The organism is Catenuloplanes niger (genome assembly GCF_031458255.1).
Taxonomy (GTDB): domain Bacteria; phylum Actinomycetota; class Actinomycetes; order Mycobacteriales; family Micromonosporaceae; genus Catenuloplanes; species Catenuloplanes niger.
In genome coordinates, this window is record NZ_JAVDYC010000001.1 from 1,499,830 (window position 1) to 1,524,771 (window position 24,942).

Annotated in this window: 22 protein-coding genes and 2 pseudogenes; 12 read left to right on the plus strand and 12 right to left on the minus strand. The window is 73.2% G+C overall.

The features are described from left to right. The first annotated feature begins 26 nt into the window (after window positions 1–26). The gene (locus J2S44_RS06560) at window positions 27–842 is read left to right on the plus strand and encodes a helix-turn-helix domain-containing protein (RefSeq protein WP_310409852.1); all 816 of its coding nucleotides are present in this window, start codon (window positions 27–29) and stop codon (window positions 840–842) included. Between the two features lie 76 nt (window positions 843–918). Next, a complete protein-coding gene (locus J2S44_RS06565; RefSeq protein WP_310409853.1) occupies window positions 919–2,976 on the plus strand; it encodes a cellulase family glycosylhydrolase in 2,058 nt (685 codons plus the stop codon). 62 nt (window positions 2,977–3,038) lie between these two features. Here J2S44_RS06565 and J2S44_RS06570 read toward each other — a convergent pair whose 3' ends face one another. Both J2S44_RS06570 and J2S44_RS06575 read right to left on the minus strand, forming a co-directional pair. Further along, a complete protein-coding gene (locus J2S44_RS06570) occupies window positions 3,039–4,316 on the minus strand; it encodes a hypothetical protein (RefSeq protein WP_310409854.1) in 1,278 nt (425 codons plus the stop codon). Next, window positions 4,313–4,828, minus strand: coding sequence for a SigE family RNA polymerase sigma factor (locus J2S44_RS06575; RefSeq protein ID WP_310409855.1), 516 nt, complete (start codon window positions 4,826–4,828; stop codon window positions 4,313–4,315). The genes J2S44_RS06570 and J2S44_RS06575 overlap by 4 nt, the downstream gene beginning before the upstream one ends. A 279-nt stretch (window positions 4,829–5,107) precedes the next feature. Between J2S44_RS06575 and J2S44_RS06580 the strand changes: the two genes are divergently transcribed. Further along, window positions 5,108–7,330, plus strand: coding sequence for a S8 family serine peptidase (locus tag J2S44_RS06580; protein ID WP_310409856.1), 2,223 nt, complete (start codon window positions 5,108–5,110; stop codon window positions 7,328–7,330). On the opposite strand, the gene J2S44_RS06585 is transcribed toward J2S44_RS06580, so the two are convergent. Together J2S44_RS06585 and J2S44_RS06590 are read right to left on the minus strand one after the other, a co-directional pair. After that, entirely contained in the window at window positions 7,320–7,910 is a 591-nt protein-coding gene (locus J2S44_RS06585; protein WP_310409857.1) for a GNAT family N-acetyltransferase, read from the minus strand. The two genes, J2S44_RS06580 and J2S44_RS06585, sit on opposite strands and share 11 nt — an antisense overlap. Before the next feature lie 80 nt (window positions 7,911–7,990). Then, window positions 7,991–9,124, minus strand: coding sequence for a glycoside hydrolase family 43 protein (locus J2S44_RS06590; RefSeq protein WP_310409858.1), 1,134 nt, complete (start codon window positions 9,122–9,124; stop codon window positions 7,991–7,993). A gap of 130 nt (window positions 9,125–9,254) precedes the next feature. On the opposite strand from J2S44_RS06590, the pseudogene J2S44_RS06595 reads away from it, so the two are divergent. Together J2S44_RS06595 and J2S44_RS06600 are read left to right on the plus strand one after the other, a co-directional pair. Continuing rightward, window positions 9,255–9,709, plus strand: a pseudogene (locus J2S44_RS06595) (DUF6055 domain-containing protein). After that, window positions 9,706–9,771, plus strand: a pseudogene (locus tag J2S44_RS06600) (hypothetical protein); the annotation flags it as partial. The pseudogenes J2S44_RS06595 and J2S44_RS06600, both read left to right, overlap by 4 nt. Window positions 9,772–10,009: 238 nt before the next feature. Here J2S44_RS06600 and J2S44_RS06605 read toward each other — a convergent pair. Next, window positions 10,010–10,609, minus strand: coding sequence for a hypothetical protein (locus tag J2S44_RS06605; RefSeq protein WP_310409859.1), 600 nt, complete (start codon window positions 10,607–10,609; stop codon window positions 10,010–10,012). A gap of 18 nt (window positions 10,610–10,627) precedes the next feature. Here J2S44_RS06605 and J2S44_RS06610 point away from each other — a divergent pair, with 18 nt between their 5' ends. Next, window positions 10,628–11,014 carry a RidA family protein gene (locus J2S44_RS06610; protein WP_310409860.1) on the plus strand — a complete coding sequence of 129 codons (387 nt, stop codon included), beginning with the start codon at window positions 10,628–10,630 and terminating at the stop codon, window positions 11,012–11,014. 22 nt (window positions 11,015–11,036) lie between these two features. Here J2S44_RS06610 and J2S44_RS06615 read toward each other — a convergent pair whose 3' ends face one another. Both J2S44_RS06615 and J2S44_RS06620 read right to left on the minus strand, forming a co-directional pair. After that, the gene (locus tag J2S44_RS06615; RefSeq protein ID WP_310409861.1) at window positions 11,037–15,842 is read right to left on the minus strand and encodes a diguanylate cyclase; all 4,806 of its coding nucleotides are present in this window, start codon (window positions 15,840–15,842) and stop codon (window positions 11,037–11,039) included. 200 nt (window positions 15,843–16,042) lie between these two features. Next, window positions 16,043–16,621 carry an NADPH-dependent F420 reductase gene (locus tag J2S44_RS06620; RefSeq protein ID WP_310409862.1) on the minus strand — a complete coding sequence of 193 codons (579 nt, stop codon included), beginning with the start codon at window positions 16,619–16,621 and terminating at the stop codon, window positions 16,043–16,045. 87 nt (window positions 16,622–16,708) lie between these two features. On the opposite strand from J2S44_RS06620, the gene J2S44_RS06625 reads away from it, so the two are divergent. The 3 genes from J2S44_RS06625 to J2S44_RS06635 are packed head-to-tail and all read left to right on the plus strand — an operon-like array spanning window position 16,709 to window position 18,271. Then, a complete protein-coding gene (locus J2S44_RS06625; RefSeq protein ID WP_310409863.1) occupies window positions 16,709–17,212 on the plus strand; it encodes a MarR family winged helix-turn-helix transcriptional regulator in 504 nt (167 codons plus the stop codon). A gap of 29 nt (window positions 17,213–17,241) precedes the next feature. Then, complete coding sequence (locus J2S44_RS06630; protein ID WP_310409864.1) at window positions 17,242–17,610, plus strand: group I truncated hemoglobin; 369 nt, start codon at window positions 17,242–17,244, stop codon at window positions 17,608–17,610. 37 nt (window positions 17,611–17,647) lie between these two features. After that, window positions 17,648–18,271: a LysE family translocator gene (locus J2S44_RS06635; protein ID WP_310409865.1), complete on the plus strand. Its 624-nt coding sequence runs from the start codon at window positions 17,648–17,650 to the stop codon at window positions 18,269–18,271. 395 nt (window positions 18,272–18,666) lie between these two features. On the opposite strand, the gene J2S44_RS06640 is transcribed toward J2S44_RS06635, so the two are convergent. Together J2S44_RS06640 and J2S44_RS06645 are read right to left on the minus strand one after the other, a co-directional pair. Further along, complete coding sequence (locus J2S44_RS06640) at window positions 18,667–18,960, minus strand: DUF4265 domain-containing protein (protein WP_310409866.1); 294 nt, start codon at window positions 18,958–18,960, stop codon at window positions 18,667–18,669. Between the two features lie 87 nt (window positions 18,961–19,047). Then, entirely contained in the window at window positions 19,048–19,581 is a 534-nt protein-coding gene (locus tag J2S44_RS06645; protein WP_310409867.1) for a YbhB/YbcL family Raf kinase inhibitor-like protein, read from the minus strand. A gap of 84 nt (window positions 19,582–19,665) precedes the next feature. On the opposite strand from J2S44_RS06645, the gene J2S44_RS06650 reads away from it, so the two are divergent. Then, window positions 19,666–20,406, plus strand: a complete 741-nt coding sequence (locus J2S44_RS06650; protein WP_310409868.1) for a GntR family transcriptional regulator — start codon at window positions 19,666–19,668, stop codon at window positions 20,404–20,406. Between the two features lie 146 nt (window positions 20,407–20,552). Here the strand turns inward: J2S44_RS06650 and J2S44_RS06655 are convergent, their stop codons facing one another. Genes J2S44_RS06655 through J2S44_RS06665 form a run of 3 tightly spaced genes read right to left on the minus strand, consistent with a single transcriptional unit; the run spans window position 20,553 to window position 22,707 of the window. Further along, the gene (locus J2S44_RS06655) at window positions 20,553–21,374 is read right to left on the minus strand and encodes a DUF72 domain-containing protein (protein WP_310429498.1); all 822 of its coding nucleotides are present in this window, start codon (window positions 21,372–21,374) and stop codon (window positions 20,553–20,555) included. Between the two features lie 58 nt (window positions 21,375–21,432). Further along, window positions 21,433–22,371 carry a permease prefix domain 1-containing protein gene (locus J2S44_RS06660; protein WP_310409869.1) on the minus strand — a complete coding sequence of 313 codons (939 nt, stop codon included), beginning with the start codon at window positions 22,369–22,371 and terminating at the stop codon, window positions 21,433–21,435. A gap of 12 nt (window positions 22,372–22,383) precedes the next feature. Next, entirely contained in the window at window positions 22,384–22,707 is a 324-nt protein-coding gene (locus tag J2S44_RS06665; RefSeq protein WP_310409870.1) for a PadR family transcriptional regulator, read from the minus strand. 183 nt (window positions 22,708–22,890) lie between these two features. Here J2S44_RS06665 and J2S44_RS06670 point away from each other — a divergent pair, with 183 nt between their 5' ends. Both J2S44_RS06670 and J2S44_RS06675 read left to right on the plus strand, forming a co-directional pair. Then, window positions 22,891–24,201, plus strand: coding sequence for an extracellular catalytic domain type 1 short-chain-length polyhydroxyalkanoate depolymerase (locus J2S44_RS06670; RefSeq protein ID WP_310409871.1), 1,311 nt, complete (start codon window positions 22,891–22,893; stop codon window positions 24,199–24,201). 99 nt (window positions 24,202–24,300) lie between these two features. Further along, the gene (locus J2S44_RS06675) at window positions 24,301–24,927 is read left to right on the plus strand and encodes a DUF998 domain-containing protein (protein ID WP_310409872.1); all 627 of its coding nucleotides are present in this window, start codon (window positions 24,301–24,303) and stop codon (window positions 24,925–24,927) included. Window positions 24,928–24,942: the final 15 nt, after the last annotated feature.

The window sequence follows — 24,942 nt, forward strand, 5'->3', positions numbered from 1 at the left end:
ACGGCGTGCGCCCTACCGTGGACGGCATGGACAACGCCCTCGGTGACTTCCTGCGCGCGCGGCGGGAGCTGGTGACGCCCGCCGAGGTGGGCCTGCCGCCGGGCAACGGGCCGCGCCGGGTGCCCGGCCTGCGCCGCGAGGAGGTGGCGATGCTGGCCGGCATCAGCATCGACTACTACCTGCGCCTGGAGCGCGGCCGGGATCGCAGCCCGTCCGCGCGGGTGGCCGGCGCGCTCGCCTCGGTGCTGCTGCTGGACGAGGAGAGCACGGAGTATCTGATGACGCTGGCCGGTCGCGCCGCGCAGCCCACGCCGGCCCGCGACGAGGATCTGCCGCCGAGCCTCGCCGTGCTGGTGCGCACGCTCGAGGTGCCGTGCGTGGTGTTCAACCGGTACTGCGACGTGCTCGCCGCGAACCCGCTCGCCCGCGAGCTGGCGCCGTTCCTGCGACCGGGCGTGAACCTGCTGCGGACGATCTTTCTGGGCGGGCCGGTCCCGCTGCACCACCCGGGGCCGGCGGATCTCACCGCGGGCGCGGTCGCGTACGTGCGTGCGCTGTGCGGCACGGACACCGGCGACCCGCGGCTGGACGCGCTGATCGGCGAGCTGTCGCGCAAGAGCGTGCGGTTCCGCCGGCTGTGGGCCCGCCACGACGTGCACCGCGGCGGCAGCGGCACGATCGTGCTCCGGCATCCGGCGGCCGGTGACCTGGAGCTGATGACGGAGAAGCTGCTGGTGGCCGGCGCGCCGGGCCTGGAGGTGCTGGTGCTGCACGCGCAACCCGGCTCCCGCTCGGCCGACGCGCTGGCCACGCTGCGGTCGGCACTCACCTACGTCGATTGACAAAGTTTGGCGACTCAACTTAACCTCCGGCTGACCGGGTCTTCGCCCACGCCCGGAGGACAGGAGTCGCACGATCATGACCATCAGGAGCCGGTGGCGAGCCGGTCTCACAGTCGGTGCCGCCGCGGTGCTGCTCGCCGGCGGCCTCGCCGTCGCGTCGAGCGCACAGGCCGCGGCCGGGTGCCGGGTGACCTATGCGGTGCCGTCGCAGTGGAACAGCGGGTTCACCGCGAACATCGCGGTCACCAACCTCGGCGACGCGATCGACGGCTGGACGCTGACCTGGTCGTTCCCGGGGAGCCAGTCGGTCACCCAGGCGTGGAACGCGACGGTCACCCAGTCCGGCGCGGCGGTCACCGCGCGGAACGCGAGCTACAACGCGGCGCTCGGCACGGGCGCGTCGGTGAGCTTCGGCTTCAACGGCTCCTGGAGCGGCTCCAACCCGAGCCCGGCCACGTTCAGCCTCAACGGCACGACGTGCACCGGCTCGACGAATCCGACGAGCCCGGCGCCGACCGGGACGGGCGGCCCGAGCCCCACCCCGACCGCCACGCCCCGGCCCGGTGGCGACGCGATGGCGGCCGTCGCGGCCATGCAACCGGGATGGAACCTCGGCAACAGCTTCGACGCGGTCGGCGCGGACGAGACCGCCTGGGGCAACCCGCGGGTCACCGAGGCGCTGCTGGACAACGTGCGCGCGCAGGGCTTCAACAGCATCCGGATCCCGGTCACCTGGAGCAACCACCACGGCCCGGCCCCGGCCTACACCATCGACCCGGCGTGGCTGGCCCGGGTGCAGGAGGTGGTCGGCTGGGCGCTGGACGACGGCTTCTACGTGATGATCAACATTCACCACGACTCGTGGCAGTGGATCAACACGATGCCGGCCGACCGGGCCGGCGTCACCGCGCGCTACAACGCGCTCTGGACGCAGCTCGCGGCCGCGTTCCGGGACGCGCCGGCGAAGCTGACGTTCGAGAGCGTGAACGAGCCGCAGTTCACCGGCTCGTCCGGGGACGCGCAGAACGCGGAGCTGCTCAACGAGCTGAACACGTCGTTCCACCGGATCGTGCGCGCGTCCGGCGGTGGCAACGCGACCCGGCTGTTGGTGCTGCCCACCCTGCACACGTCCGCAGAGCAGGCCCGGATCGACGAGCTGACCGCCACGTTCGCCGCGCTGAACGACCCGAACCTGATCGCCACCGTGCACTTCTACGGGTACTGGCCGTTCAGCGTGAACGTGGCCGGTGGCACCCGGTTCGACGCGACCACCCAGCAGGACCTGATCGACCAGTTCGACCGGGTCCACCGGGCGTTCGTGGCCAAGGGCATCCCGGTGATCATCGGTGAGTACGGGCTGCTCGGCTTCGACCGGCACACCGGCACGATCCAGCAGGGCGAGAAGCTGAAGTTCTTCGAGTTCCTCGGCTACTACGCCAAGCTGCGGAACATCACCACGATGCTCTGGGACAACGGCCAGCACCTCGGCCGGACCAGCTTCGTCTGGTCCGACCCGGAGCTGTGGGCGCAGATCAGATCGAGCTGGACGGTCCGGTCCGGCACCGCGTCGAGCGACCAGATCTACGTGCCGCGGACCGGCGCGATCACGGCGAAGTCGCTGACGCTGAACCTGAACGGCACCACGTTCCAGGGGCTCACCGGCGCCGATTACACGCTCAACGGGAACACGCTGACGCTCAGCGCCGAGACCGTCACCCGGCTGGTCGGCAACCGCGCCTACGGCATCAACGCCACGCTGCAGGCCCGGTTCTCCACCGGCGTGCCGTGGCGGATCGACGTGATCACGTACGACCCGCCACTGCTGGCGAACGCGACCGGCACCACCGCCGCGTTCGCGGTGCCCACCCAGTTCCGCGGTGACCAGCTCGCCACCATGGAGGCGAAGTACGCGGACGGCTCGTTCGCCGGCCCGCACAACTGGACCGCGTTCAAGGAGTTCGACGTGACGTTCGCGCCGGACTACGCCGGCAACCGCATCGTGCTCAAACCGGAGTTCTTCGCGGAGGTCACCGACGGCGCCCGGGTGACGCTGACGTTCCACTTCTGGAGCGGCACCACGGTCACCTACCACGTGACGAGGTCCGGCACCTCGGTGACCGGCACGGTCGCGTAACGCACGGCGGTGCGGCGGCGGAGAACCTCCGCCGCCGCACCGCTCACCTCACGCGTAAGGCCTCAGCACGTCGAGACGAACGCGTGGCTGCTGCCGGCCCCCGAGCCCTCCGAGGAGACGGCCGCGCTCGACGGCAGGGCGCCGTTCTCCGGCACCGGCGGCATGACGTACCCGACGACCCGGTGGTCGTCCGTCAGCCCGGCCAGCTCGTAGAGCGTGCCCTCGGCGTCGTCCGGCCGCAGCGGCCGCACCTGGTCGCCGTCCAGCAGCACGGCGCCGGTCCCGCGGGCGAACACGGCCGGCGGCTGCACCGTCGTGCCGGCCACCGCGCCGTCCGAGGCCACCGCGACCGGCCAGCGGATCTGCGACGGCAGCCGCTCGATCTGCTTGTCCGCGACGTGGTAGCGGAACGCGGACCCGTCCGAGACCAGCCCGACCACCCAGTTGCCGCGCATCGCGGTCGGGCGCACCCACTCCGCGCCCTGGGGCAGCGGCAGCAACTGCGGGTCGGCGTCGGCGGACGGCCAGATCACGCCGGTCCCGGTGCCACCCGCCGCGGTGATGTCCGTGGTCTCGCCGGTGCCGACCGTACCGAGCACGGCCTTGCCGTCGTCGCCGAACGCCACCACCTCACCGGACCGGTACGTCGCCGGCAGCCGCAGCGAGGTCGGCTCCGACTTCGCCACGTTCCACACCACCGGCGTCTCGCCCACCTTGCCGCCGGCCACGTCACCGCTCTCGGAGATCGCCAGCGCCTGCGCGTCCTCGCCGGTGAGCTGCTTCGGCGTGGTGCCGGTGAACACCCACGCCTTCGACGTCTCGTCGATCCGATAGGACCAGGCGGCGAACGTACCCGCGGAGTTGATCTGGGTGGGGATCAGCACGCCGCCCTCACCGACGCCGGCCATCGGCAGCTTGCCCACCTCGGTGCCGTTGTCGAACAGCGTCGGCGCCTGGTACTTGCCGTTCATGCCGACGACCCACCGGCCGCCGCGGTCGGCCGCGAGCGGCACGACGTTCCGCACCGCGAAGTCGGCGGTGGTACAGCCGGCACCGGACGGCGCCGACGACCCGTTCGGCGGCACGGCCTCCGCCGACGGCCCGGCTGCGAACGGCGACCCGGACGAGCCGCCGGTGCCCGGCAGCGCGGCGAAGCCCACGCCCGCCGTCACCGCCAGCACGGCCGCGAACGTGGCACCGCCCGCCACCGCCCGCGTCCGGCGCCGCCGGGTGCCGGCGACCATCGTGGCCGGCACGTCCACGTGGGCGTCCGCGGGGGGCTCCTCGGCCAGTGGCGACATCATCCGCCGGGCCTCCTCTTCCTCTTTGTCGATGTTCATCGCGATACCTCCAGGGTCAGGCTCGGCATCCGCTCGCCGAGGATCCTGCGCATGGCGGTCAGGGCGTGCTTGGTCTGGGACTTGACGGTGCCCTCGGACACGCCGAGGACCTGCGCGGTGTCGGCCACGCTCTGGTCGCAGAGGAACCGCAGCACCAGCACGGCCTGCTGGCTCGGGGTGATCCGGGCCAGCGCGGCCCGCAGCACCTGCCGCTCCTCCACGTTCACGGAGCCCGACTGCCGCTCGGGCGTGGTCTCGCCGAACAGGCGCACCTTCCACCATCCGCGGCGGCGCTCGTTGAGGAACGTGCGCACCAGGATCCGGTGCACGTACCCGTCGATGTTGTCCGCCCGCGACACCCGGTTCCATCGCGAGTACACGGTGGTCAGCGTCTCCTGCACCAGGTCGTCCGCCTGATGCGTGTCGCCGCTGAGCAGGTACGCCCACCGGCGCAGCGCCGCCATCCGTCCGTGCACGTACGCGAGGTAATCGGCGTCCGTACTGTCGCTCATGTCCGCTCCTGTCGACATGTCACGAACTACAGACACGCCCTCGCCGCGCCCGGTTGTAGGCCGGCCAGAAGTTTTTCACGGCGGATCAAGACCACATTTTCCCGACGATACGGGCGCCACCTTCCCCGATCCCGCTCCGAGCCCGTCGGCAGACGCCGCCGACCAGCGCGTTCACCGGCACCGGCACCCGGTTCCCGGCAGCCGCTGTCAATCTCATCACTGTCGATATCGACCGAATCTCCCTAGCATGACCATGCTGCCTAGACAGGGAGGAATTCCTTGATATCGGTACGAAGAGGCCTGGTCGCCGCGGTCGTCACGCTGCTGGCCGTCGGCGCGAGCGCACCCGCGACCGCCGCCGAACCGGAGGGCACGGTGCTCGGCGCCGACGGCCCGCAGGCGATCGCCGGCTCCTACATCGTCTTCCTGAAGGACGCCGCGGTGGCCGCGGACGCGGTCCCCGGCACCGCGGCCGCGCTGGCCGGGCGGCACGGCGGCACCGTCGTCCGGACGTACCAGCACGCGGCCCGGGGGTTCGAGGCGCGCCTGACCGAGCGTGCGGCGCGCCGGCTGGCCGCCGACCCGGTGGTCGCGTCCGTGACCCAGAACGCCACGGTGACCGGCTCGGACGTGCAGTCCCCCACGCCGTCCTGGGGCCTGGACCGGATCGACCAGCGCGCGCTGCCGGCCGATGACAGCTTCACCTACCCGGGCGTCGCGCCGGCGGTGACCGCGTACATCATCGACGGCGGCATCAACCTCACGCACACGGAGTTCACCGGCCGGGTCCGCTCCGGGTGGGACTTCGTCGAGAACGACGCTGAGGCGAACGACTGTCGCGGGCACGGCACACACGTCGCCGGCACGGTCGGCGGCACCACGTACGGCGTGGCAAAGAACGTCGAACTGGTCGCGGTGCGGGTGCTCGACTGTGCGGGCAGCGGCTCGGTCGCCTCGGTGATCGCGGGCATCGACTGGGCCACCGCGGACCACGAGGCGGGCACCCCGGCCGTGGCGAACGTGAGCATCAACGCGGCGCGCCGCTTCCCCACCGAGGAGGCCGCGGTCAGCCGGTCCATCGCGGACGGCATCACCTACGTGATCTCGGCCGGCAACGACAACGGCGCGAACGCCTGCGACCGGACGCCGGCCGGCGTGCCGGAGGCGATCACCGTGGGCGCCACCGGCCCGGACGACACCCGCGCGCCGTTCTCCAACGTCGGCACGTGCGTGGACCTGTTCGCGCCCGGCGTGGACATCCGCTCCGCCAACATCGGCGACGACACCGCGACCCGGCTGTGGAGCGGCACCTCGATGGCCGCGCCGCACGTCACCGGCGCGGCCGCGCTGATCCTGGCCGACCACCCGACGTACACGCCGGCCCAGGTCGCCGACGAACTGCTCGCCGAGGCCACGCCGAACGTGGTCGGCGACGCCGGCACCGGCTCACCGAACCGGCTGCTCTACGTCGACTCGACCGTGCCCGCGAACGACTTCTCGCTCGCGGCCACGCCCGCGGACGGCGACGTGGTCGCGGGCGGCAGCGCCACCGCCACGATCACCGGCACCGTCACCCGCGGCGCGGCACAGCAGGTCACGCTGAGCGCACGGGGACTGCCGGCCGGCGCGACCGCCACGTTCGCACCCGCGACGATCGGCTCCGGCGGCACCTCCGAGCTGACCGTCACCACCACCGCGCGGACCGCGCCCGGCACGTACGACGTGCTGGTCGTCGGCACCGGCCCGAGCGCGACCCGGCCGGTCCGGTTCGCACTGACCGTCACGGCCGCGGCCGGCTGCGTCGGCGCCAGCGACCGCAACGTCTCCACCACCAGCGACCACCCGGTCGAGCTGCCGGTCACGATCGCCGGCTGCGGTGTGAACGCGGCCGCGAACAGCACGGTCGAGGTGCACATCGACCACACCTACGTCGCCGACCTCGAGGTGAAGCTGATCGCGCCGAGCGGCAACGAGTACAACCTGGTCAGCCGCACCGGCGACGACGCGCGGGACATCGACTACACGTTCACCCACGACCTGTCCGCGGAGCCGGCCGACGGCGTGTGGAAGCTGTCCGTGTTCGACAACGCGCCGAGCGGCATCGGCGAGACCGACTCCTGGGTGCTGAACCTGGCCGGCGAGGACCTGCCGGCGCCGGCCTGCGGCGGCGTCTCCACCACGGACTACTCGTTCGTGGACATGGAGACGGTGCGGAGCCCGATCACGGTCACCGACTGCGCCCGGGCGCCCGCGAACAGCAGCTACGTCGAGGTGCGCATCCGGCACCCGCAGGAGCGCGACCTGGCCGTCTACCTGGTCGCGCCGGACGGCGAGCGGATCGACCTGCAGATCAACCGCGCGTACTACTCGCCGAACTCGTTCCGTACCCACATCACCCGCGTGTCCGGCAAGCCGGCGAACGGCGTGTGGACGCTGCAGGTGTCGGACGACATCTGGGGCAACGAGCCGGGCACGCTGGAGGGCTGGCGGCTCACCCTGTAACGCGGTCCCCGGCGTGCGAGGCGAACCATTCGGTGGCGAGCATCGCGAAGTCCAGCTCCGTGGTCCACTCGCCCTTGAAGAACTCGTTCTCGACCAGGCGCGCCTCCTGACGCATGCCCAGGCGGCGCGCCAGCTGGGCGGAGGCGACGTTGCGTTCGTCGATCCGCGCGATGATCCGGCGCAGGCCGAGCTCCTCGAAGCCGAGCCGGAGCATCGCGCGGGCGGCCTCGGTCGCGTACCCGTGGCCGCCGTAGGCCGGGTTGAGGATCCAGCCCACCTCGCCACCCGCGTGCAGCCGGCTGTGATAGAAGAGGATCACGTCGCCGATCAGCTCGCCGGTCGCGGCCAGCTCCATGCCGAGCGTGAGGTTCTGGCCCTCCGCGGTCAGCGCGTGGTTCGCGAAGACGCCCCTGATGCGGGCCTCGATGTCCGCCCGGCTCTGCGGTGCGAACGGGACGAACCGGCAGAGGTCGGGAATGCTGCGGTACGCGACGAGCGCATCGGTGTCCGCCATGCGCAGCGGCCGGAGGAGCAGCCGTTCGGTGCGGACCGGGTAGCTGGGGTGCAGTTCGGTTGGCATCGACTGAGATCCTGCCAGCTACCCCGGGCCGCTTCACAGTATTTCTCCGACGCGGGCTCTCTCTCCGACGCGGGCCCGTTCTACGACGCGGGCTCGCCGGACGGGCCCGCCAGTGCGACGCCGGCGCCGACCGGGGTGCCGAAGTTCGGCGTGCCGTCCGCGTTCCAGGTGAACCGCTGCGCGCGCGTGGAGCGGTTCATGTCGCAACCACCGGAGGCGGAGCTGTTCGCGTGGTAGACGATCCAGTCCTCGGTACCGTCCGGGCTGGTGAAGAAGCCGTTGTGGCCCGGGCCGTAGACGCCGGCCGCGTTGTTGCGCTGGAACACCGGCTGCGGCGACTTGACCCAGGACGCGGAGTTGAGCGGGTCGCCACCGTTCCAGGTGAGCAGGCCGAGCTTGTAGTCCGGCGTGGAACAGTGGCTGGCCGAATAGACGATGAACGTCCTGCCGTTGCGCTGCAGCACCTCCGCACCCTCGTTGACCGCACCGCCGACCGTCTCCCACGGGTAGGTGGGCGTGCTGAGGATCCGGCGCGTGCCGGCGGCGGTCCACGGGTTGGACAGCGGGCGGATGAACATCGGCTGCGACCCGTTGTAGAACGTGCCGAGCAGGTAGAGCCGGCCGTTCAGCTGCAGGATGCTCGGGTCCAGCTCCCAGGTGTTGTCCTGGGCCGGGTCGAGCATCGAGGCCTTGAACGCGTACGGCCCCATCGGGTCGGTGCCGGCGCTCTCCAGCACGTGGATGCGCTGCGTGCCGAGGTTGTACGGCTCGCGGCCGGCCGTGTAGTAGAAGTACCACCGCGGGCCGTTCGGGCCGTTGAGCAGGAAGAACTCCGGGGCCCACATGGTGCCGGCGCCGTTCGGCCGGGTCAGCGTGAAGATCAGCGTGTCCGGCGCGGTCCGCAGGCCGCCGAGCGTGCGCGCCTTCCGCATCGTGACGGTGTTGTTCCACGTCGTGGTGGCCAGGTAGTAGTACCCGTCGTGGTAGGTGAGCCACGGGTCGGGGCCGCGGGTCTTGATCGGGTTGGTGAACGTGGCGGGGGCGGCGTCGGCCGGCTCCGTCGACGTGGCGTCGGCCGCGGGGGCGGCGTCGGCCTCGGTGGCCGCAGGGGCGGCGACGGCCGCGGGGGCGGCGTGGGCGGCGTGGGCCGGTGGTGCTCCGGCGAGGACCAGCAGGGCGGCGGCCACGGCGGCGATTCGCGAACGTGTGCGCATGAGGGCTCCGTCGAGAGATCGAAACGTCACGAAAACGTTTTCGAGGCCACCCTAGCATTCAATTGCGTCGATTCAAACATGCGCCCACACTGACGTTCATCAGTGACCGTCCGGCGCGGGGTTCATGGCCATGCAGGTGTACCCGTGGACCGCGGCCGGTGACCTGACCCGGTGGCTGCGGACCGAAAACCTTTACTACCCGTCCTCGCGACACCACCACGGCGCCTGGATGCTGCCGCAGTACATCAAGGACCGTGACGGGCTCGCCATGTTCAACCGCGTCTGGAACGAGGCGAGCACCCGCTCGAGACGTACCGCCGGATCAGCGCGATCAGCCAGGCCGAGCTGAACCGGCGGCTCGGCGAGTACGCCCAGCACAACGTCACCCGGGACTACTCGAACCGCGCGGACTTCATGCCGTTCATCAGCGGCGTCTACGGTGCCGGGTTCCGCACCGCGTACCGGGGTGCGCCGGTCGAGGCGGTCGACGCGGGCCTGCGGCACCACCGGATCCCGGCGCGCTGGCACCGTCCGACTACGGCTACACCAAGATCCGGCTCACGCCGGACACCGACGGTGGGTTGATCCGGCTGCACCTCAAGGGCCACGCGGAGACCGGCGCGACCGGCTGGACGTTCGGCTTCGTCGCGGTCCGCGACGGCGTGCCCCGGTACGGCCCGCTGACCCAGGGCACGGACGCGGCGGCGAGCCGACATCAATCCGGCCCACGGCACGTTCCCCGCGGAGCAGCTGGCGATCACCGGCGGCTGATCCGGCGCGGCCCGGCGCGGCCCGGCGGGCGCCGCTCCGGCACCCGCCGACACCGCCGCGGTCACCCGCCCGCCGACACCGCGGCGGATCACAGGCCCGCCACCCCGTCGTGGATCACGGGCCCGCCGACACCGTTGTGGTCACCCGCACCAGCGCCGGCCGGGGTGGCACCGACCCGAACCCGAACCGCACCGGCGGTGACACCTCCGCGAGCCCGCCCAGGTCCGCACCGTTCCAGCCGGCCCGCACCTCGGTGATCGGCCGCAGGTCCTGCGCCCCGTACCATTCCCGCCGTCCGTTGCCGGCCGAGCCACGCGTGCGCACCCCCGGCAGCAGCATCCGCGCCGGACGGTCGATCACCGCGATCCAGGCCGGCATCCGGGCCAGTGGCGGTGGCACGCCGCGCAACAGCACTCCCAGGACGCCGCGCCGCCCGGGCACGAAACACATCCGCAGCGGTCCGGCCTCGACCCGCCACCGCGCACCGGTCGTCACCCGCACCGGCACCGTGCGCACCTCGTCGAACCGGTACGTCGCCCCGACGAACTCGGCCACCTCGCCGGACGGGGCCAGCAGGACCCGGTGCCCGTCCGGCCGCTCGACCATCACGTCCGAGAACGCGCCGAGCGGCGACCGGGGCCAGTGACCCAGCACGATCCGGGTCCCGGACCGGGTGCCGAGACCCGCGATCCACCCGTCGAATCTCCATCGCATCCGTCATACCCTTCCCCGATGGCAGAGCGACGCACCATCGTCAGCGGCTCCACGTTCGAGGAGCAGATCGGCTACGCCCGCGCCGTCGTGGACGGCGACCACGTCCACGTCTCCGGCACCACCGGCTTCGACTACGCCACGATGACGATCGCCGACGACGTGGTCGACCAGGCCGAACAGTGCCTCCGCAACATCACCGCCGCGCTGACCGAGGCCGGCTGCACCGCCGCCGACGTGGTCCGCGTGCGCTACTACTTCCCCGACCGCGCCGACTTCGAGCCCTGCTGGCCCAGCTTCCGCCGCTACTTCGCCGGCGCCCGCCCGGCCGCCACCATGCTGGTCTGCGGGCTGGCCGACCCGCGCATGAAACTGGAGATCGAGGTGGACGCCCGCCGGCCCGGTTGAGCGCGGCACCCGGAGTGGCCCGCTATTCGTGGGCCACGACGCGGTTGCGGCCCGCGGCCTTCGCGGCGTAGAGCGATTCGTCGGCCAGCTTGACCAGGGATTCGTGGCGGCCGACGCGATCCGGGACGACCGCGGCGACGCCGACGCTGACGGTGACCACACCCGGCTCGGAGAGTTCGTGGCGGTGGCCGAGGGCCTCGACCGCGGCGCGCATCCGGTCGGCCACCACGATCGCGGTCTCCAGGTCGGCGCCGGGCAGCACGGCGGCGAACTCCTCGCCGCCGAAGCGCGCCACCGTGTCGGTGTCGCGGACGGCGCGGAGCAGCGTCCGGGCCACCGACCGCAGGCACTCGTCGCCGGCCGGATGGCCGTAGGAGTCGTTGAACAGCTTGAACCGGTCGACGTCGATCAGCGCGACGGCCAGCGACAGCCCGGGACGGACCGCGCGGCGCCAGGACTCCTCCAGCACCTCGGCGAGGCGGCGGCGGTTGGCCAGGCCGGTCAGCGGGTCGGTGACGGCGAGCAGCTCCAGCTGCTCGTTCGCGGCGCGCAGGGCCTCGGTGCGCTCGGCCACCTTCCGTTCCAGGCTGGCGTAGAGCAGCGCGTTGTCCAGCGACACGGAGAGCTGGCCGGCGATCAGCCGCACCGCGTCGATGCCGGTGACGGCGAACGCGTCCCGGCCGTGCCGGCTCTCCAGCACCAGCAGCCCGCGTGGCGCGCCGCGGCTGAGGATCGGCACGATCAGGAGCGAGCAGCCGGGTACGGACCGCAGGTACGCGTCGCCGCGGAACCGGTCGTCGTCCGCGGTGTCCCCGATCAGCAGCGGTACGCCGGTGCGCTCGGCGTACCGGATCGCGGTCAGCGGCAGCCGGTCGCCCGCCTCGGCGAGCGGGATGACGTCCTCGTCCGGGCCGAGCAGGAACCAGCCGCCGGTCTCCACGTCGCGCAGCACCAGGCGGACGCCGGTCGCGCCGGTCAGCGCGGCGAGCACCTCGGCGACCCGCTCCTGCAGCCGGCCCACCCGGGTGGTGGAGCTGAGCGCCTGGGACGCGCGCAGCACCGCGAGCAGATCGACCGCGTCCGAGGTGATCGTGGCGCTGCCACCGGTGGCGGGTCGCGCGGCACGGCGCAGGAACGCGAACTCCGCGGTCAACCGGCGGCACGTGTCGATCGCGCCCCACTCGCCGTACCAGTGGAACGCGTCCCTGATCAGGCGCTCACCGGCGAAGCGCAGGCCCTCGGCCAGGTGGTAGCGGCCGGCCCGCTCCGCGATCAGCGCGCGGTGCCACGGTCGCCGCGGGCCGGCCAACTGCAACGCCTCGTCGTAGAGGCGGATCGCGCTGTCGAAGTCGCCGTCCACGGCCGCGCGTTCGGCCTCCACGCACAGGTGCAGGTGCGCGATGTTCGCCGGTCCCTGCGCCGCGCGCGCGGCCAGCCAGAACCGGTGCCGGTCCAGCTCGTCCAGCAGATCGGCGCGGTGCGGCACCCCCGGGCGCCTGAGCCGGGCGGTGAGCGCCAGGCAGCGCAGGAAACAGCCGGTCAGGCTCAGCGGGGTGGCGACGCCGACGCGCATCGCGTCCTCGGCGGACGTGGCGCGGTCCACCGCGTCGTCGTCCCCGAAGATCACCGCGGCCAGCGCCTCCGTGAAGATCAGGTGCGCGGCCGCGATCGGCACGTCCCGTACCCGCGCGAGGTAGTCGTCCCGGGCGAAGCCGGTGTCGCCGGTGCCGCGCAGCGTGTGGACCAGGTGCCGCCAGCACTCCAGGCCACCGCCGATCAGGTCGTTGCCGGTCCGCGCGGCCAGCGCGAGCCCCTGGTCGATCTCGGTGGCCAGGTCGTCGAGCGTGGCACCGCAGTCCATCAGCACCGGAACGCTCACCCAGTACGCCATGCACGCGCTGCCCTGGTCCCCGGCGCGCAGCAGGCCCTCGCGCGCCCGGCGGAGCTGGCGCAGCGCCTCCTCGAGCGGCTCGAACCACGGCAGCGCGGTCATCGCACACAGGTACCGGGCCTGGGACGTCGCCGGTTCGTACCCCCGGATCTCGCTCTCCGCCAGGACCTCGAGCGCGGCGAGATATCCCGTGCGGTAGTCGTCGCGGGTGAGCACGGTGAGGAACATGACGTGCGCGGCCGGCCCGACCAGCTCCCGGCACGGCCCGCCGCGCACCCGCAGCCGAACCCCCTCGGACACCAGCCACGGTACGACGCCGGGCCGCGCCATGTACGCGCACAGCAGCAACTGGTTGATCAGCATGCCGGCCGCGGCCGTACCCGGGTCGGTGTTCTCCGGCAGTCCGTCCGGGGTGGACGCCCACGCGGAGACCAGGTCGACCGCGTCGTGCACCGCGGCCGCCGTCGCCGCCTCGTCCGGCACCGGGTGGCCGAGCGCGGCCAGCACGCTCAGGCCGAGCGCGCAGCCCTCGTCCGCCCGCCGGCGCATCATCAGGCTGCCGACCTGCAGCGTCGCGGCCGGAGCCAGCCGCAGCGGCGTGGCCGCGGCCGCGATCGCGCGGTAGGCGGCGTCCGCCTCGTCCAGCCGGGCCAGCCCGACGAGCGCGGCGTGCCGCTCCACGTCGACCGCGAGCCGGAGTTCGTCGTCACCGTCCGGCATCAGCTCGGCCGCGGCCGACAGCAGGGTCTCGGTGGCCGCGTAGTTCGAGAGCAGGCGGGCCTGTCCGGCCGCCGCGACCAGCAACCCGACCGCGCGCCGCCGCTCCGCCGGGTCCGTGACCGTCGCGCCGGCCAGCCGGTACTGCTCCGCCGCGAGCCCGCCGCAGCCGGGCCGGTCCGCGAGCTGCCGGGCCAGCCGCAGATGCCGGGCCGCGCGGTCCGCCGGGTCCCCCACGGTGTACGCGGCCTGCCGCACCCGGTCGTGCCGGAACCGCACGCCGTCCGTGCCCTCCGCGACCAGCAGCCCGTCCGTCAGCGCCGGCCCGAGCACGGTCTCCGGGTCGCCGCCGGTCAGCGCGGCCAGCACCGGGCCGGCGAGGTGACCGCCGAGACAGGCCAGGTCCGCGACCAGCTGCGCGGTGTCCGCGGGAAGTGCCGCGATCCGCGCGCCGAGCAGGCCGACCACGTCACCGTCGCCGATGTGGCGGCGCAGCGCTTCGGGATCCCAGCGCCACCCGTCCGGGCCGGGCGTCAGCACACCCTCCCGGCGCAGCGCGTTCACCAGCACCACCGTGTCGAACGGGTTGCCGCCGGTGCGCGCGGCGACCGCGGCCGCGAGCCCGGCCGCGTCCTCGGCCGGCAGCCGGAGCAGGTCGGTCAGCAGCACACCCACGTCCGCCTCGCCGAGGTTGGCCAGCTCCATCCGTACCGGCGGAACGGGCATCCGCTGCCAGCGGTCCAGCAGCGCGGTGAGCGGATGCGCCGGGTCCAGTTCCGCGTCCCGGTACGTGCCGACCAGCAGCAGCCCGGTCAGGTCGTCCGCGTCCACCACCTCGTCGATCAGGCCGAGCGGCGCCGGCCCGGCCCACTGGATGTCGTCGAGCACCAGCACCACCGGCCGGTCCGGGCGCGCCACCACCTGCAGCAGCTTCAGGCCGACGCGGGCGAGCCGGGCGGTGCCGGTGCGCGGGTCCGCCGGCTCGGTGGGCGCTCCGGCCGGCGACGGGTGGCCGGGGTCGTCATCGGCCGGGATGCCGAGCACGGTCCGGAAGTCCGGCACGATCTCCGCGAGCAGGCCGGCCTCGACCCCGAGCGCGTCGCGCAGCCGCCAGCGCGCCTCGATCAGCTCCTCCTCCGGCTCGGCCAGCAGCATGCGGGCGATGGTGGCGACCGCGAGACGGACCGGGCTGGCGTCCGCGCCGCGCCGGAGCGCGTCGAACGGGGCGGAGACGAACCAGCCGCCCGCGCCGGTCACCGTGGGCCGGAGCTGGTCGATCAGGCTGCTCTTCCCGACCCCCGGCGGGCCGGAGACCAACAGGCAGCGGGTACGGCCGGCGACCGCGTCCCGGAACGCCCCGCGCAGCGTCGCCAGCTCCTCGTCCCGGCCGACCAGGCGCGCCGGTGGGACGAGCCGCGCCGGGAAGTCGTGCTCACCGAGCGGGAACTCGGCGTCCGGGTGCGCGGCCAGCCGGCGCAGGTCGTACCGCAGCCCTTCGGCGCTCTGGTAGCGGCGGCCCGGCTCCTTCTCCAGCAGGCGCGCCACGATCGCGGCGAACGGCGCGGGCACGCCGGTCAGCGGCGCCGGTACGGCGGACAGGTGCAGCCGGATCAGGTCGAGCGGGTCGCCGTCCCGCCCGAACGGCGGCGTGCCGGACGCCAGTTCGTAGAGCGTGGCGCCGAGCGCGTACAGGTCCGCGCGCTGGTCGACCGGCCAGCCGGTGCGCCCGGTCTGCTCCGGCGCCAGGTACGGCAGCGTGCCCTCGATCTCGGAGTGGTGGGTGAACTCGGGCCGGCCCTCCGCGACCGTGGTGGCCAGGCCGAAGTCGATCAGGATCGGCCGCCGGGGCTCACCGTCGGCCAGGACGTTCGCCGGGTTGAGGTCCTTGTGCACGACGCCGCGCGCGTGCACGCCGGCCACCGCCTCGGCCAGTTCGGTCGCGAAGCGCAGCAGCTCGGACGCGTCCATCGGCCGGTGCGCGCAGCTCTCCGCGAGCGTGGGCGCGTCGTACGCGATCAGCGCCAGCCGGTCCTCGTGCCCGTCCCCCGGCGCGACCTGCTGCACCCCCGGCAGTCCGGCCAGCCGGGCCAGGACCGTGCGCTCGTGCGCGATCCGCCGGGCACCGTGCGGGCCGCGCGGCGTCTTGAACAGCACGCCCGGCTCGCCGGTCGCCCGGGCGATGCTCGTGCGCACGCTGTCGTAGATGACGCCGTCGCTCATCGACGACCCGATCGGCGGGCGAGCCCGGATCGTGAGGGAAAACGCGACGCCGCCCGCGGCCCACCCGCGCCGGGCGGACCCGGGCGGGCACGGAGCACCGGGCGGGCACCACCTGCCGCGCCGCGGACCGGCGCCGCCCGGGCCGGTCGAGGACCGGCGCTCCCGGGCGAGCCGCGGACCGGCGCCGGCTGGCCGAGTGGTCAGTTGACGACCGCGAAGCCGCCGGTCCAGGTGATCTTCTCGGCCGCGGCCAGCGTGATCTGCAGGAAGGCGAGCGCCTCGAGCTCACGGGCGCGCTTGAGGCTGCCCGCGTCGACCGCCGTGAGCCCGCCGCCCTGCACGAGCGCGGCGACCGCGGCCTTCGCGTCCGCGTCGTCGCCGGCGATCAGCACGGTGGTGGTCGCGACGCCGCCGACCGAGCCGGACACCACCGTACCGCCGAACGTGGTGTTGAAGGCCTTGACCACGCGCGACTCCGGCAGCGCGGCCGCGATCTCGGCGGCGGCGGAACCGTCGGCCGGCGTGACCAGGCCGTCGAACGTCTCGAAGTCGACCGGGTTGGTCAGGTCGACCACGACCTTGCCGGCCAGCTCGGCACGGCGGGCCCGGACGATGCCGGCGACCGCCGCGTACGGCACGGCCAGCACCACGATGTCACCGGTGACCGCACGGTCCGCGTCCGAGCTGTTGAACAGCTCGACCGAGTTGCCGCCCTTGGCCGCGAGGCCCGAGACGGCCTGCCCCATGTTGCCGCTGCCGATGATGCTGACGTGTGCCATGACGATCTCCCTCGATCCACTTGGTTGTTGCTACAACCATTGCACACTCAAGTTGTCGCTACAACCATCCGTGGCACAATTGTGGGTATGGACACCCGCTGGCTCACCCGCGAACAGCTGTCGACCTGGGTGCGGCTGCTCGCCGTGATCGAGCTGCTGCCCGGCGTCCTCGACTCGCAGCTGCGCCGCGACGCGCAACTCACCCACTTCGACTACTACGTGCTCGCGATGCTCTCCGAGGCGGAGAACCACACGCTGCGGATGACCGCACTCGCCGAGCGCACCGCCGCCACCCTGGCCCGGCTGTCGCACGTGGTGCAGCGCCTGGAGTCGCGCGGCCTGGTCGAACGCTTCCCCTGCCCGCTCGACAAACGGGCCACCAACGCGCGCCTCTCGGACGCCGGCTGGGCGAAGGTCCAGGAGGCCGCGCCCGGCCACGTCGAGACCGTGCGCCAGCACGTGATCGACGCGCTCACCCCGGAGCAGATGTCCCAGCTCCACGAGATCACCGAGGCGATCATCGGCCGCCTCGACCCGGACGGCCGCCGCGCCGTCCTGCACCGGCACTACGACGAGCCGCCCCTTGCCTGACGGCGGCCGCCGATGAACCATCGACAGACATGACGCTGTACGAGTCCATCGGGGGCGAAGCCGCGGTACGGGCCGCCGTCGACGAGTTCTACCGGCGGGTCCTGAACGATCCGGACCTGGCCGGATACTTCGCCGGGGTGGACGTGGCCCGGCTCAAGGCGCACCAGCGCGCGTTCCTCGCGGTCGCGGTCGGCGGCCCGGCGGCGTACCCGGGGCGGTCCATGTCGGACGCGCACGCCGGGCTCGGCATCACCGACGCGGACTTCGACGCGGTGGTCGCGCACCTGGCCGGCACGCTGACCGGCCTGGGCGTCCCGGCGCACGAGACCGCGCAGATCGAGGCCGCGCTGGCCCCGCTGCGCGCCGACATTGTCGAGGACCGGATGAGCACCGGGTGAGCTGGTGATCGAGCGGTGCGCGGCGCACGCTGGTCTGATGATCGACTGGGCCGGTTTCATCCCCGCCGCACTGCTCGTCTCGCTGATCCCCGGCGCGAACCAGCTGCTCGGCCTCAGCAACGCGGTCCGGCACGGCCCGCTCCGCGCACTGGCCGGCGTGGGTGGCCGGCTGGCCGCGTTCGTCGTCCTGATCGGCCTGGTCGTCGCCGGCCTCGGCGCGATCCTGGCCGCGTCCGCGACCGCGCTCGAAGTGATCAAATGGGTCGGCGTGGTCTACCTCGCCTGGCTCGGCGTCACCAGCCTGCGCGGCGCGATGCGCGCCGAGGCCCAGCACGCCGAGGCGACCACCCGGCACGGCGTCTGGCCGATCATCACGCACGAGTTCGCCGTCGCGATCAGCAACCCGAAGGCGCTGCTGCTCTTCGCCGCGCTGCTCCCCCAGTTCACCGACACCACCGCGCCCGGCGCGAACCTCAACATCGCGCTGCTCGGCGCCGCCTACCTGCTGATCGAGCTGCTGGTCGGCCTCCTCTACATCGCCGCCGGCCACCGCATCGGCGCCACCGGCATCCCGGCCCGCACCCAGCGCCGCGTCGCCGTCGGCACCGGCGTCACGTTCCTCGGCATGTCCGCCCTCCTCGCCGCCGACGACCTGACCTGACCGTCCCCGCACCGGCCCCGCGGATCCACCCGCCGCACTCGCGCCACCAGCGCTACGACCCCAGGCCGGTCCGGCAGGCACGACCGACGCCCCGACGCCCCGACGCCCCGACGCCCCGGCGGCCCGCTTCCGCGAGCGGGCCGCCGGGGCGCTGTGCGGGATCGGTGCGAATCTCCGCGCACACGCGAGCCCACCGGTCCGCCGCGACGTCGCCGCCGTCCCGCACGTCGCCGCCGTCCCGCACGTCCCCGGCATCACCAGCATCACCAGCATCACCAGCATCACCGGCATCACCGGCATCACCGGCATCACCGGCATCACCGGCGCGAGCCTGGCCGGCTCGTCGACATGCCGCGCTCCGCCGCCCGCACCCGGCCAACGCCCGCAAGCCGCGCTCAGGACCTTTCCGAACGCCACCAACGGTCGGTCCCACATCCCACCTCGAAGTGCCACCAGCCCTGCGACTCACCATCGGCCAGCACCCGCTGGATCGCCCCGAAATCGGCATCGGCGGGAGCGTCGAAGGCCACGAACGGCAACTCCGCACCGAAAACCTCACCGCCCAGGCCGAACCGGGCGAACGCGGCGTGGACGGCCGACGCACTCGGCCCCAGCGGACCCGACGGCACCGGCAGGACCCGGACGACGCAGTGCCCGGACGACCGCACCCGGCCCGTCGCCCGGAGCACCCCGCAGCCGCCGGCTGGAAAGCCGGCCGGAAAGCCGGCCGGAAAGGCGTGTGCCGGCGGCGGGCGGCGGGCTGGGGGTGACGGTGGTCAGGCCGGGATCTCGGCGGTGGCGGTGAGGACGGCGCGGGCCAGGATGTGGTCGGCCATGGTGAAGCCGAGGACCGCCGGGGTCGCGTCGGCCGGCACGCCGATGGAGTCGACCGCGAGCGCGTGGACGACGATCACGTAGCGGTGCGGGCCGTGGCCGGCCGGCGGGGCGGCGCCGACGAAGCGGGCCAGGCGGGCGTCGTTGGGCAGCTGGAACGCGGGCTGCGGGAGGCCGGAGCCGGTGTCGTCGCCCGCGCCCTCGGGGAGGTCGGTGACGGATGCCGGGATGTCCGCGACGGCCCAGTGCCAGAAGCCGGAGCCGGTGGGCGCGTCCGGGTCGTAGACGGTGACGGCGTAGCTCCTGGTGGCCTCGGGCGCGCCGGCCCAGGACAGCTGCGGTGAGACGTCCTTGCCGCCGGGCACGCCGAAGAGGCCGGACATCTGGGCGGCGCCGAGCGTGCCGCCGTCGGTGACCGTGGTGCTGGTGACCGTGAACGTGCCCGCCTCGGGGAGGCGGGCGAACGGGTCGTTCATGAGGGGTTCCTTCCGGAGGGCTGTCAACACAATCGACTCTAACACCGAAAATCGATTATCCGTCAAATGGTCTACGATAAGGCCATGGCTGAGGCGAAGCAGATGCTCTCCGGGCGGATCTACACCGAGCTGCGGGAGGCGATCCTGCGCGGCGACTTCGCGCCCGGCGCCGCGCTCAAGCCACAGGAGCTGGCCGGGGCGCACGGCGTCAGCCTCGCGGTGGTGCGGGAGGCGCTGGTCCGGCTGGTCGGCGACGGGCTCGCGGACCGGCTCACCAACCGCGGCTTCGCCGTGCCGGAGCGCTCCGACCAGCGCTGGCAGGACGTCGCCGAGGCGCGCCGCACGCTGGAACCGGCCACGCTACGGCTGGCGATCGCGCGCGGTGACCTGGATTGGGAGGCCCGCGTCCGCGCCGCCCATCACCGGCTCGCGCGTACCCCGGCCCTCGACCCGGCCGGCGCCCCCGGCGGCGAGGTGCACGGCAAGACCATCGGCCCGGGCGGCAAGGCGGGCGGCCCGGGCGGTGAGGCGAGCGGCAAGGGCGTCGGTGAGGCGACGCGGGTCAACCCGGAGTGGTCGCGGGCGCATCGCGACTTCCACCGGACGCTACTGGAGGGCTGCGGCAACGCGGTGCTGCTGGCGACGTTCGACCGGTTGTGGCTGGCCAGCGAGCTGGTGCGCGCGTGGGCGGCCGGGCGCGCGCCGGACCGGGACCACGTGGGCGAGCACCGCCGGCTGGAGGAGGCCACGCTGGCCCGCGACGCCGACACCGCCGCCGCCCTCCTGGAACGGCACCTGTCGCTGACCGCCGCCAGCCTCCGCTGAGGACCGTCACCGGCCCGGCGCACGGTCCGGGGTTTTTCGTGACCACCCGCGCGACGTGCAGGGAGGCCGCCCGCGGCCGACCGGTGCCCGCGGGAGCACCGGGAACGTGACCACGCCGGAAGCGGGAAAGGAATGTGCCCGGTTTGTCAGCAGAGTGTCGGCGGGCCGACCGGTTCCGGCGTGGGCAGCGGGAGCAGCTCCGGGACGCGGGCGCGGACCTCGTCGTGGAAGCGGCGGGCCAGGTCGGGGGCGTCCGCGTTGTCCGGGGTGTGGATGAAGACGGTGGGTGAGCGGCCCTCGCGCAGCCAGGTCGCGGCGGTGGCGACCCAGCGCTGCCAGCCGTCGGCCGTCTCGCCGGGGTTGTCGCGGCCGAGGTAGCGGACGATCGGGTGGCCGGTCAGCGCGGACGCCCGCAGCGGCATGCGCGGCTTCTTCGTCCACGCCTCGCGCTCGGCGTCGCTGGTCGGGCGTTTCGCGAAGAACGCGGTGGTGTCGAACGGGACCCACTCGACGCCGAGCGGTGCCAGTGCCGCCTCCAGCGGTGCCGGATCGTCGAAGAACCCCTGGTGGCGCACCTCGACCGCGTACCGGTAACCGGTCGGCAGGCGCCGCAGGAAGGACGACAGCGCCGGTACGTCCGCGGGAGCGAACGAGCCGGGCAGCTGGATCCAGAGTGCGTGGACGCGCGGGCCGAGCGGCTCGATCGCGGTCAGGAACTGCGCCAGCGGCGGGAACGCGGCGGCGGAGAGGCGGTGTTCGTGGGTGACCGGCTTCGGCAGTTTCAGCACGAACCGGAACGACTCGGGCGTCTCCGCGGCCCACACCTCGGTCGTCTCCCGCGCCGGGGTGGCGTAGAACGTGGTGTTGCCCTCGACCGCGTCGCACCAGCCGGCGTAGGCGCGCAGCCGCTCGCCCGCGCTGGACGGGTGTGGCAGGAAGCGGCCCTGCCAGGGCTTGAGGGTCCACATCGCGCATCCGACCGAAAGACGCATGGGGTGCACCGTACAACGGTGCACCCCATCGATCTCAGACGGCGGCCGGGATGCCGCGGCGGGCGCGCTCGGCCCGGACCGCGATCTCCACGATGTCCCAGACCGTGGCGATCGCGAACGTCGCGATCACCACCATGGTCGCGACGTAGAGCGCGTCGCTGCCGGGCGCGAGGCCGGGGAACTCCGGGTTGAAGATCCGGTCCTGCACCGCCAGCCAGATCACCGGCACGGCCGTGAGCAGCGCGAGCACGGCGTTCACGGCGGCGGTCGCCCGGGTGTAGGCGCCGGTGCGGAAGACCTGGATCGCCCAGACGATCTCCAGGACCAGGACCGCGACGAGGTACGGCCACCAGAACGACCAGTTGGCCGGGTCCAGCACCGGCACGTCGGTGAACGTGAACTGCTGCAGCACCAGACCGGCGATGAGCAGCACCGGCCAGACCACGTTCGGCACGAGCCGGGTGTGCGCGACGCGGCCCGACTCGTACTCCGGGAGGTCGTCGAGGGTCCACGGCCGGCGCAGCGAATCGGTCACGCCGAGCCGCTCCAGCAGCGCGAACGTGCCCGTGGCCCAGAAGCCCAGGTGCGCGCCGACCGTGATGACCGAGGTGACCACACCGCCGATGACCTTGCCGATCGCGGGGTCGTCCATCAGCTGCACCACCGCGGTGACGGTCACGACGATCGGGAGCACCACGGTGTAGAGCGCGATCATCGTGCGGCGCCAGGCCGGGTAGATCTCCGGACCTATCAGCTGGTGACGCCGGCCGCTGTATCGGTCGGCGAGCCGGTCCGGGTCGCCGAGCTCCATCAGCGCTCCCCGGGTCGCGGCGTCGGGCGCTTGACCGGCGTCGACGCGCGCCTCGACCGCGTCCTCGATGGAGGCGCGCAGCTCACGGTCGATGTCCGCGCGCTGGCCCTCCGGGATGCGGCGCAGCGCGGTGCTCACGTAACGGTCGATGAGGGTGGTCATGTCCGGCTCCTTCTACAGGTCGTTGATGGCGGCGTCGAGGCGGGACCACTCGGTGCGGAGCGCTTTCGCGACCGCGTCGCCCCGCGGGGTGGTGGTGTAGAACTTGCGCGGCCGGGCCTCGTCCGTGTTCCACGCGCTGGTGAGCAGCCCCTGCGCCTCCAGGCGGCGCAGCAGCGGGTAGAGCGTGTTCGCCTCCACCTCGAAGCCGGCCGAGGCCAGCGTCTCCAGCAGCGAATATCCGTAGCCCGGCGTGCGCAGCACGGTGAGGCTCGCGACGACGACCGTGCCACGGCGCAGCTCCTGCAGGTGGCCCGCGAGCGCCGGATCCATTGTCATGCCAGAAACGATAGTGTGTCTCACACACCATTGCAAGCACCTACAGCACAGTGCGACGCCCGGCGACTGGCGCGCCGCGCTCATCGCGTAGATACTTGTCGATGCTTCCTGGGCCGGGAGCGGTGGGGCGCCGGGCAGCCCTCGCCGCAGGTTCGTGTCCGCGACTCGCTAAGGAACCCACCCATGAGACTTCGTCACGTCCTGGCCGTCGCGCTGGTCGCGCTGATGGCCGCGGTCGGCCTGGCCACGCCCGCGTCGGCGGCCTCGCTCACCGAGATCACGTCGTTCGGGGCAAACCCCAGCAACCTGCGCATGTACGTGTACGTGCCCGACAACCTCGCCGCGCGACCGGGCCTGCTGGTCGCGGTCCACTACTGCACCGGCACCGGCCCCGCGTTCTTCAGCGGCAGCCAGTTCGACGAGCTCGCCGAACGCCACGGCTACATCGTGATCTATCCGTCGGTGACGCGGTCGAGCCAGTGCTTCGACGTCGCCTCGCCGCAGGCGCTGACCCGCGGCGGCGGCAGCGACCCGGTCGGCATCAAGTCGATGGTCGACTACGTGCGGGCCCGCTACCCGGTGGACGCGTCGAAGATCGGGGTGACCGGGGTGTCCAGCGGCGCGATGATGACGAACGTGCTGCTCGGCGTGTACCCGGACGTCTTCGTCGCCGGCGCCGCGTTCTCCGGTGTGCCGTTCGGGTGCTTCGCCACCACGAACGGGTCGGAGTGGAACAGCGACTGCGCCAACGGGCTGATCACCAAGACCCCTCAGCAGTGGGGTGACCTGGTACGCAACGCATACCCGGGATACGCCGGGCCGCGGCCGCGCATGCAGACCTGGCACGGCACGAACGACGAGGTGCTGCGCTACCCGAACTTCGGCGAGCAGATCAAGCAGTGGACGAACGTGCTGGGCGTGTCCCAGACACCGGCCTACACGGACACGCCGCAGTCCGGATACACCCGCACCCGCTACGGCGGCACCGGCGACCGGGCGCCGGTCGAGGCGATCAGCATGAGCGGGGTGTCGCACAACCTGCCGGTCGACGCGGCCGCCGCCATCCACTTCATGGGCCTGGACACGCCGGTGTCCCCCACCACGCCGGCACCGACCACGCCGGCGCCGACCACACCGGGTCCGACCACACCGGCGCCGACCACGCCCGCGCCGGCCGGTCCCTGCCAGGTCACCTACGCGGTCAACTCGTGGAACAGCGGCCTCACCGCGTCCGTGTCGATCAAGAACACCGGCACGGCCACGGTCGACGGCTGGACACTGGCGTTCACGCTCCCGGCCGGCCAGACCGTGACGAACTCGTGGAACGCCACGGTCAGCCCCGCGAGCGGCGCGCTCACCGCCCGCAACGTCTCCTACAACGGCACGCTCACCGCCGGAGCCACGCAGACGTTCGGCTTCCAGGCCACCCACTCGGGCAGCCCGGCGAAGCCGGCCACGTTCACGCTCAACGGCACGGCCTGCACGGTCGCCTAGGGTTACGGTGCGTCCCGCCGGGCACGTCCGGCGGGACCGGTGCGTCCCGCCGGGCACGTCCGGCGGGACGCCGTCGCCCTGGGAACGGATGTCGCCCGCATGAGAACGCCCGCCCTCGTCTCCTCCGCCGCCGCGCCCGTGCTGCTGATCGGCGGCTGGCTGCTCGCCGAGTCCCGGCAGCCGCCCGGCTTCGATCCGCTCCGCGACGCGATCAGCGACCTGGCCGCACTCGACGCGGCCGACCGGCAGATCATGACGGCGGCGCTGCTCGGTGTCGGCCTCGCGCACCTGGTCACCGCGGCCGGCCTGACCGAGGTCTCCCGCGCCGGCCGACTGCTGATCGCGGCGGGCGGGATCGCCACCGCCCTGGTGGGCGTGTTCCCGCTGCCGGCCGGCGACGGCGGCTCCACGGCACACACCGTGGCGGCGACGGTCGCGTTCACCGCCCTCGCGGTGTGGCCGTTCACCGGCGGCTCCCGGACCGGGCTGCTGCGGCGGCCGGCCACCCTCGCCGCCGGTACGGTACTGCTCGCGCTCGTCGCCTGGTTCGGCGCGACGCTGGCGGTCGGCGGCCCGCTCGGACTGGCCGAACGCACCGCCGCCGCGGCCCAGGCGCTCTGGCCGTTCGTGGTGGCGCTCAGCATCCGCACGCGTTCCGAGCAGCCGGAATCGTACCCGCCGGGTGGCTCTTCCCAAGTGGTCGATCGGCTGAACGGCTCCCCGTAGCATTACCGTGCGCCA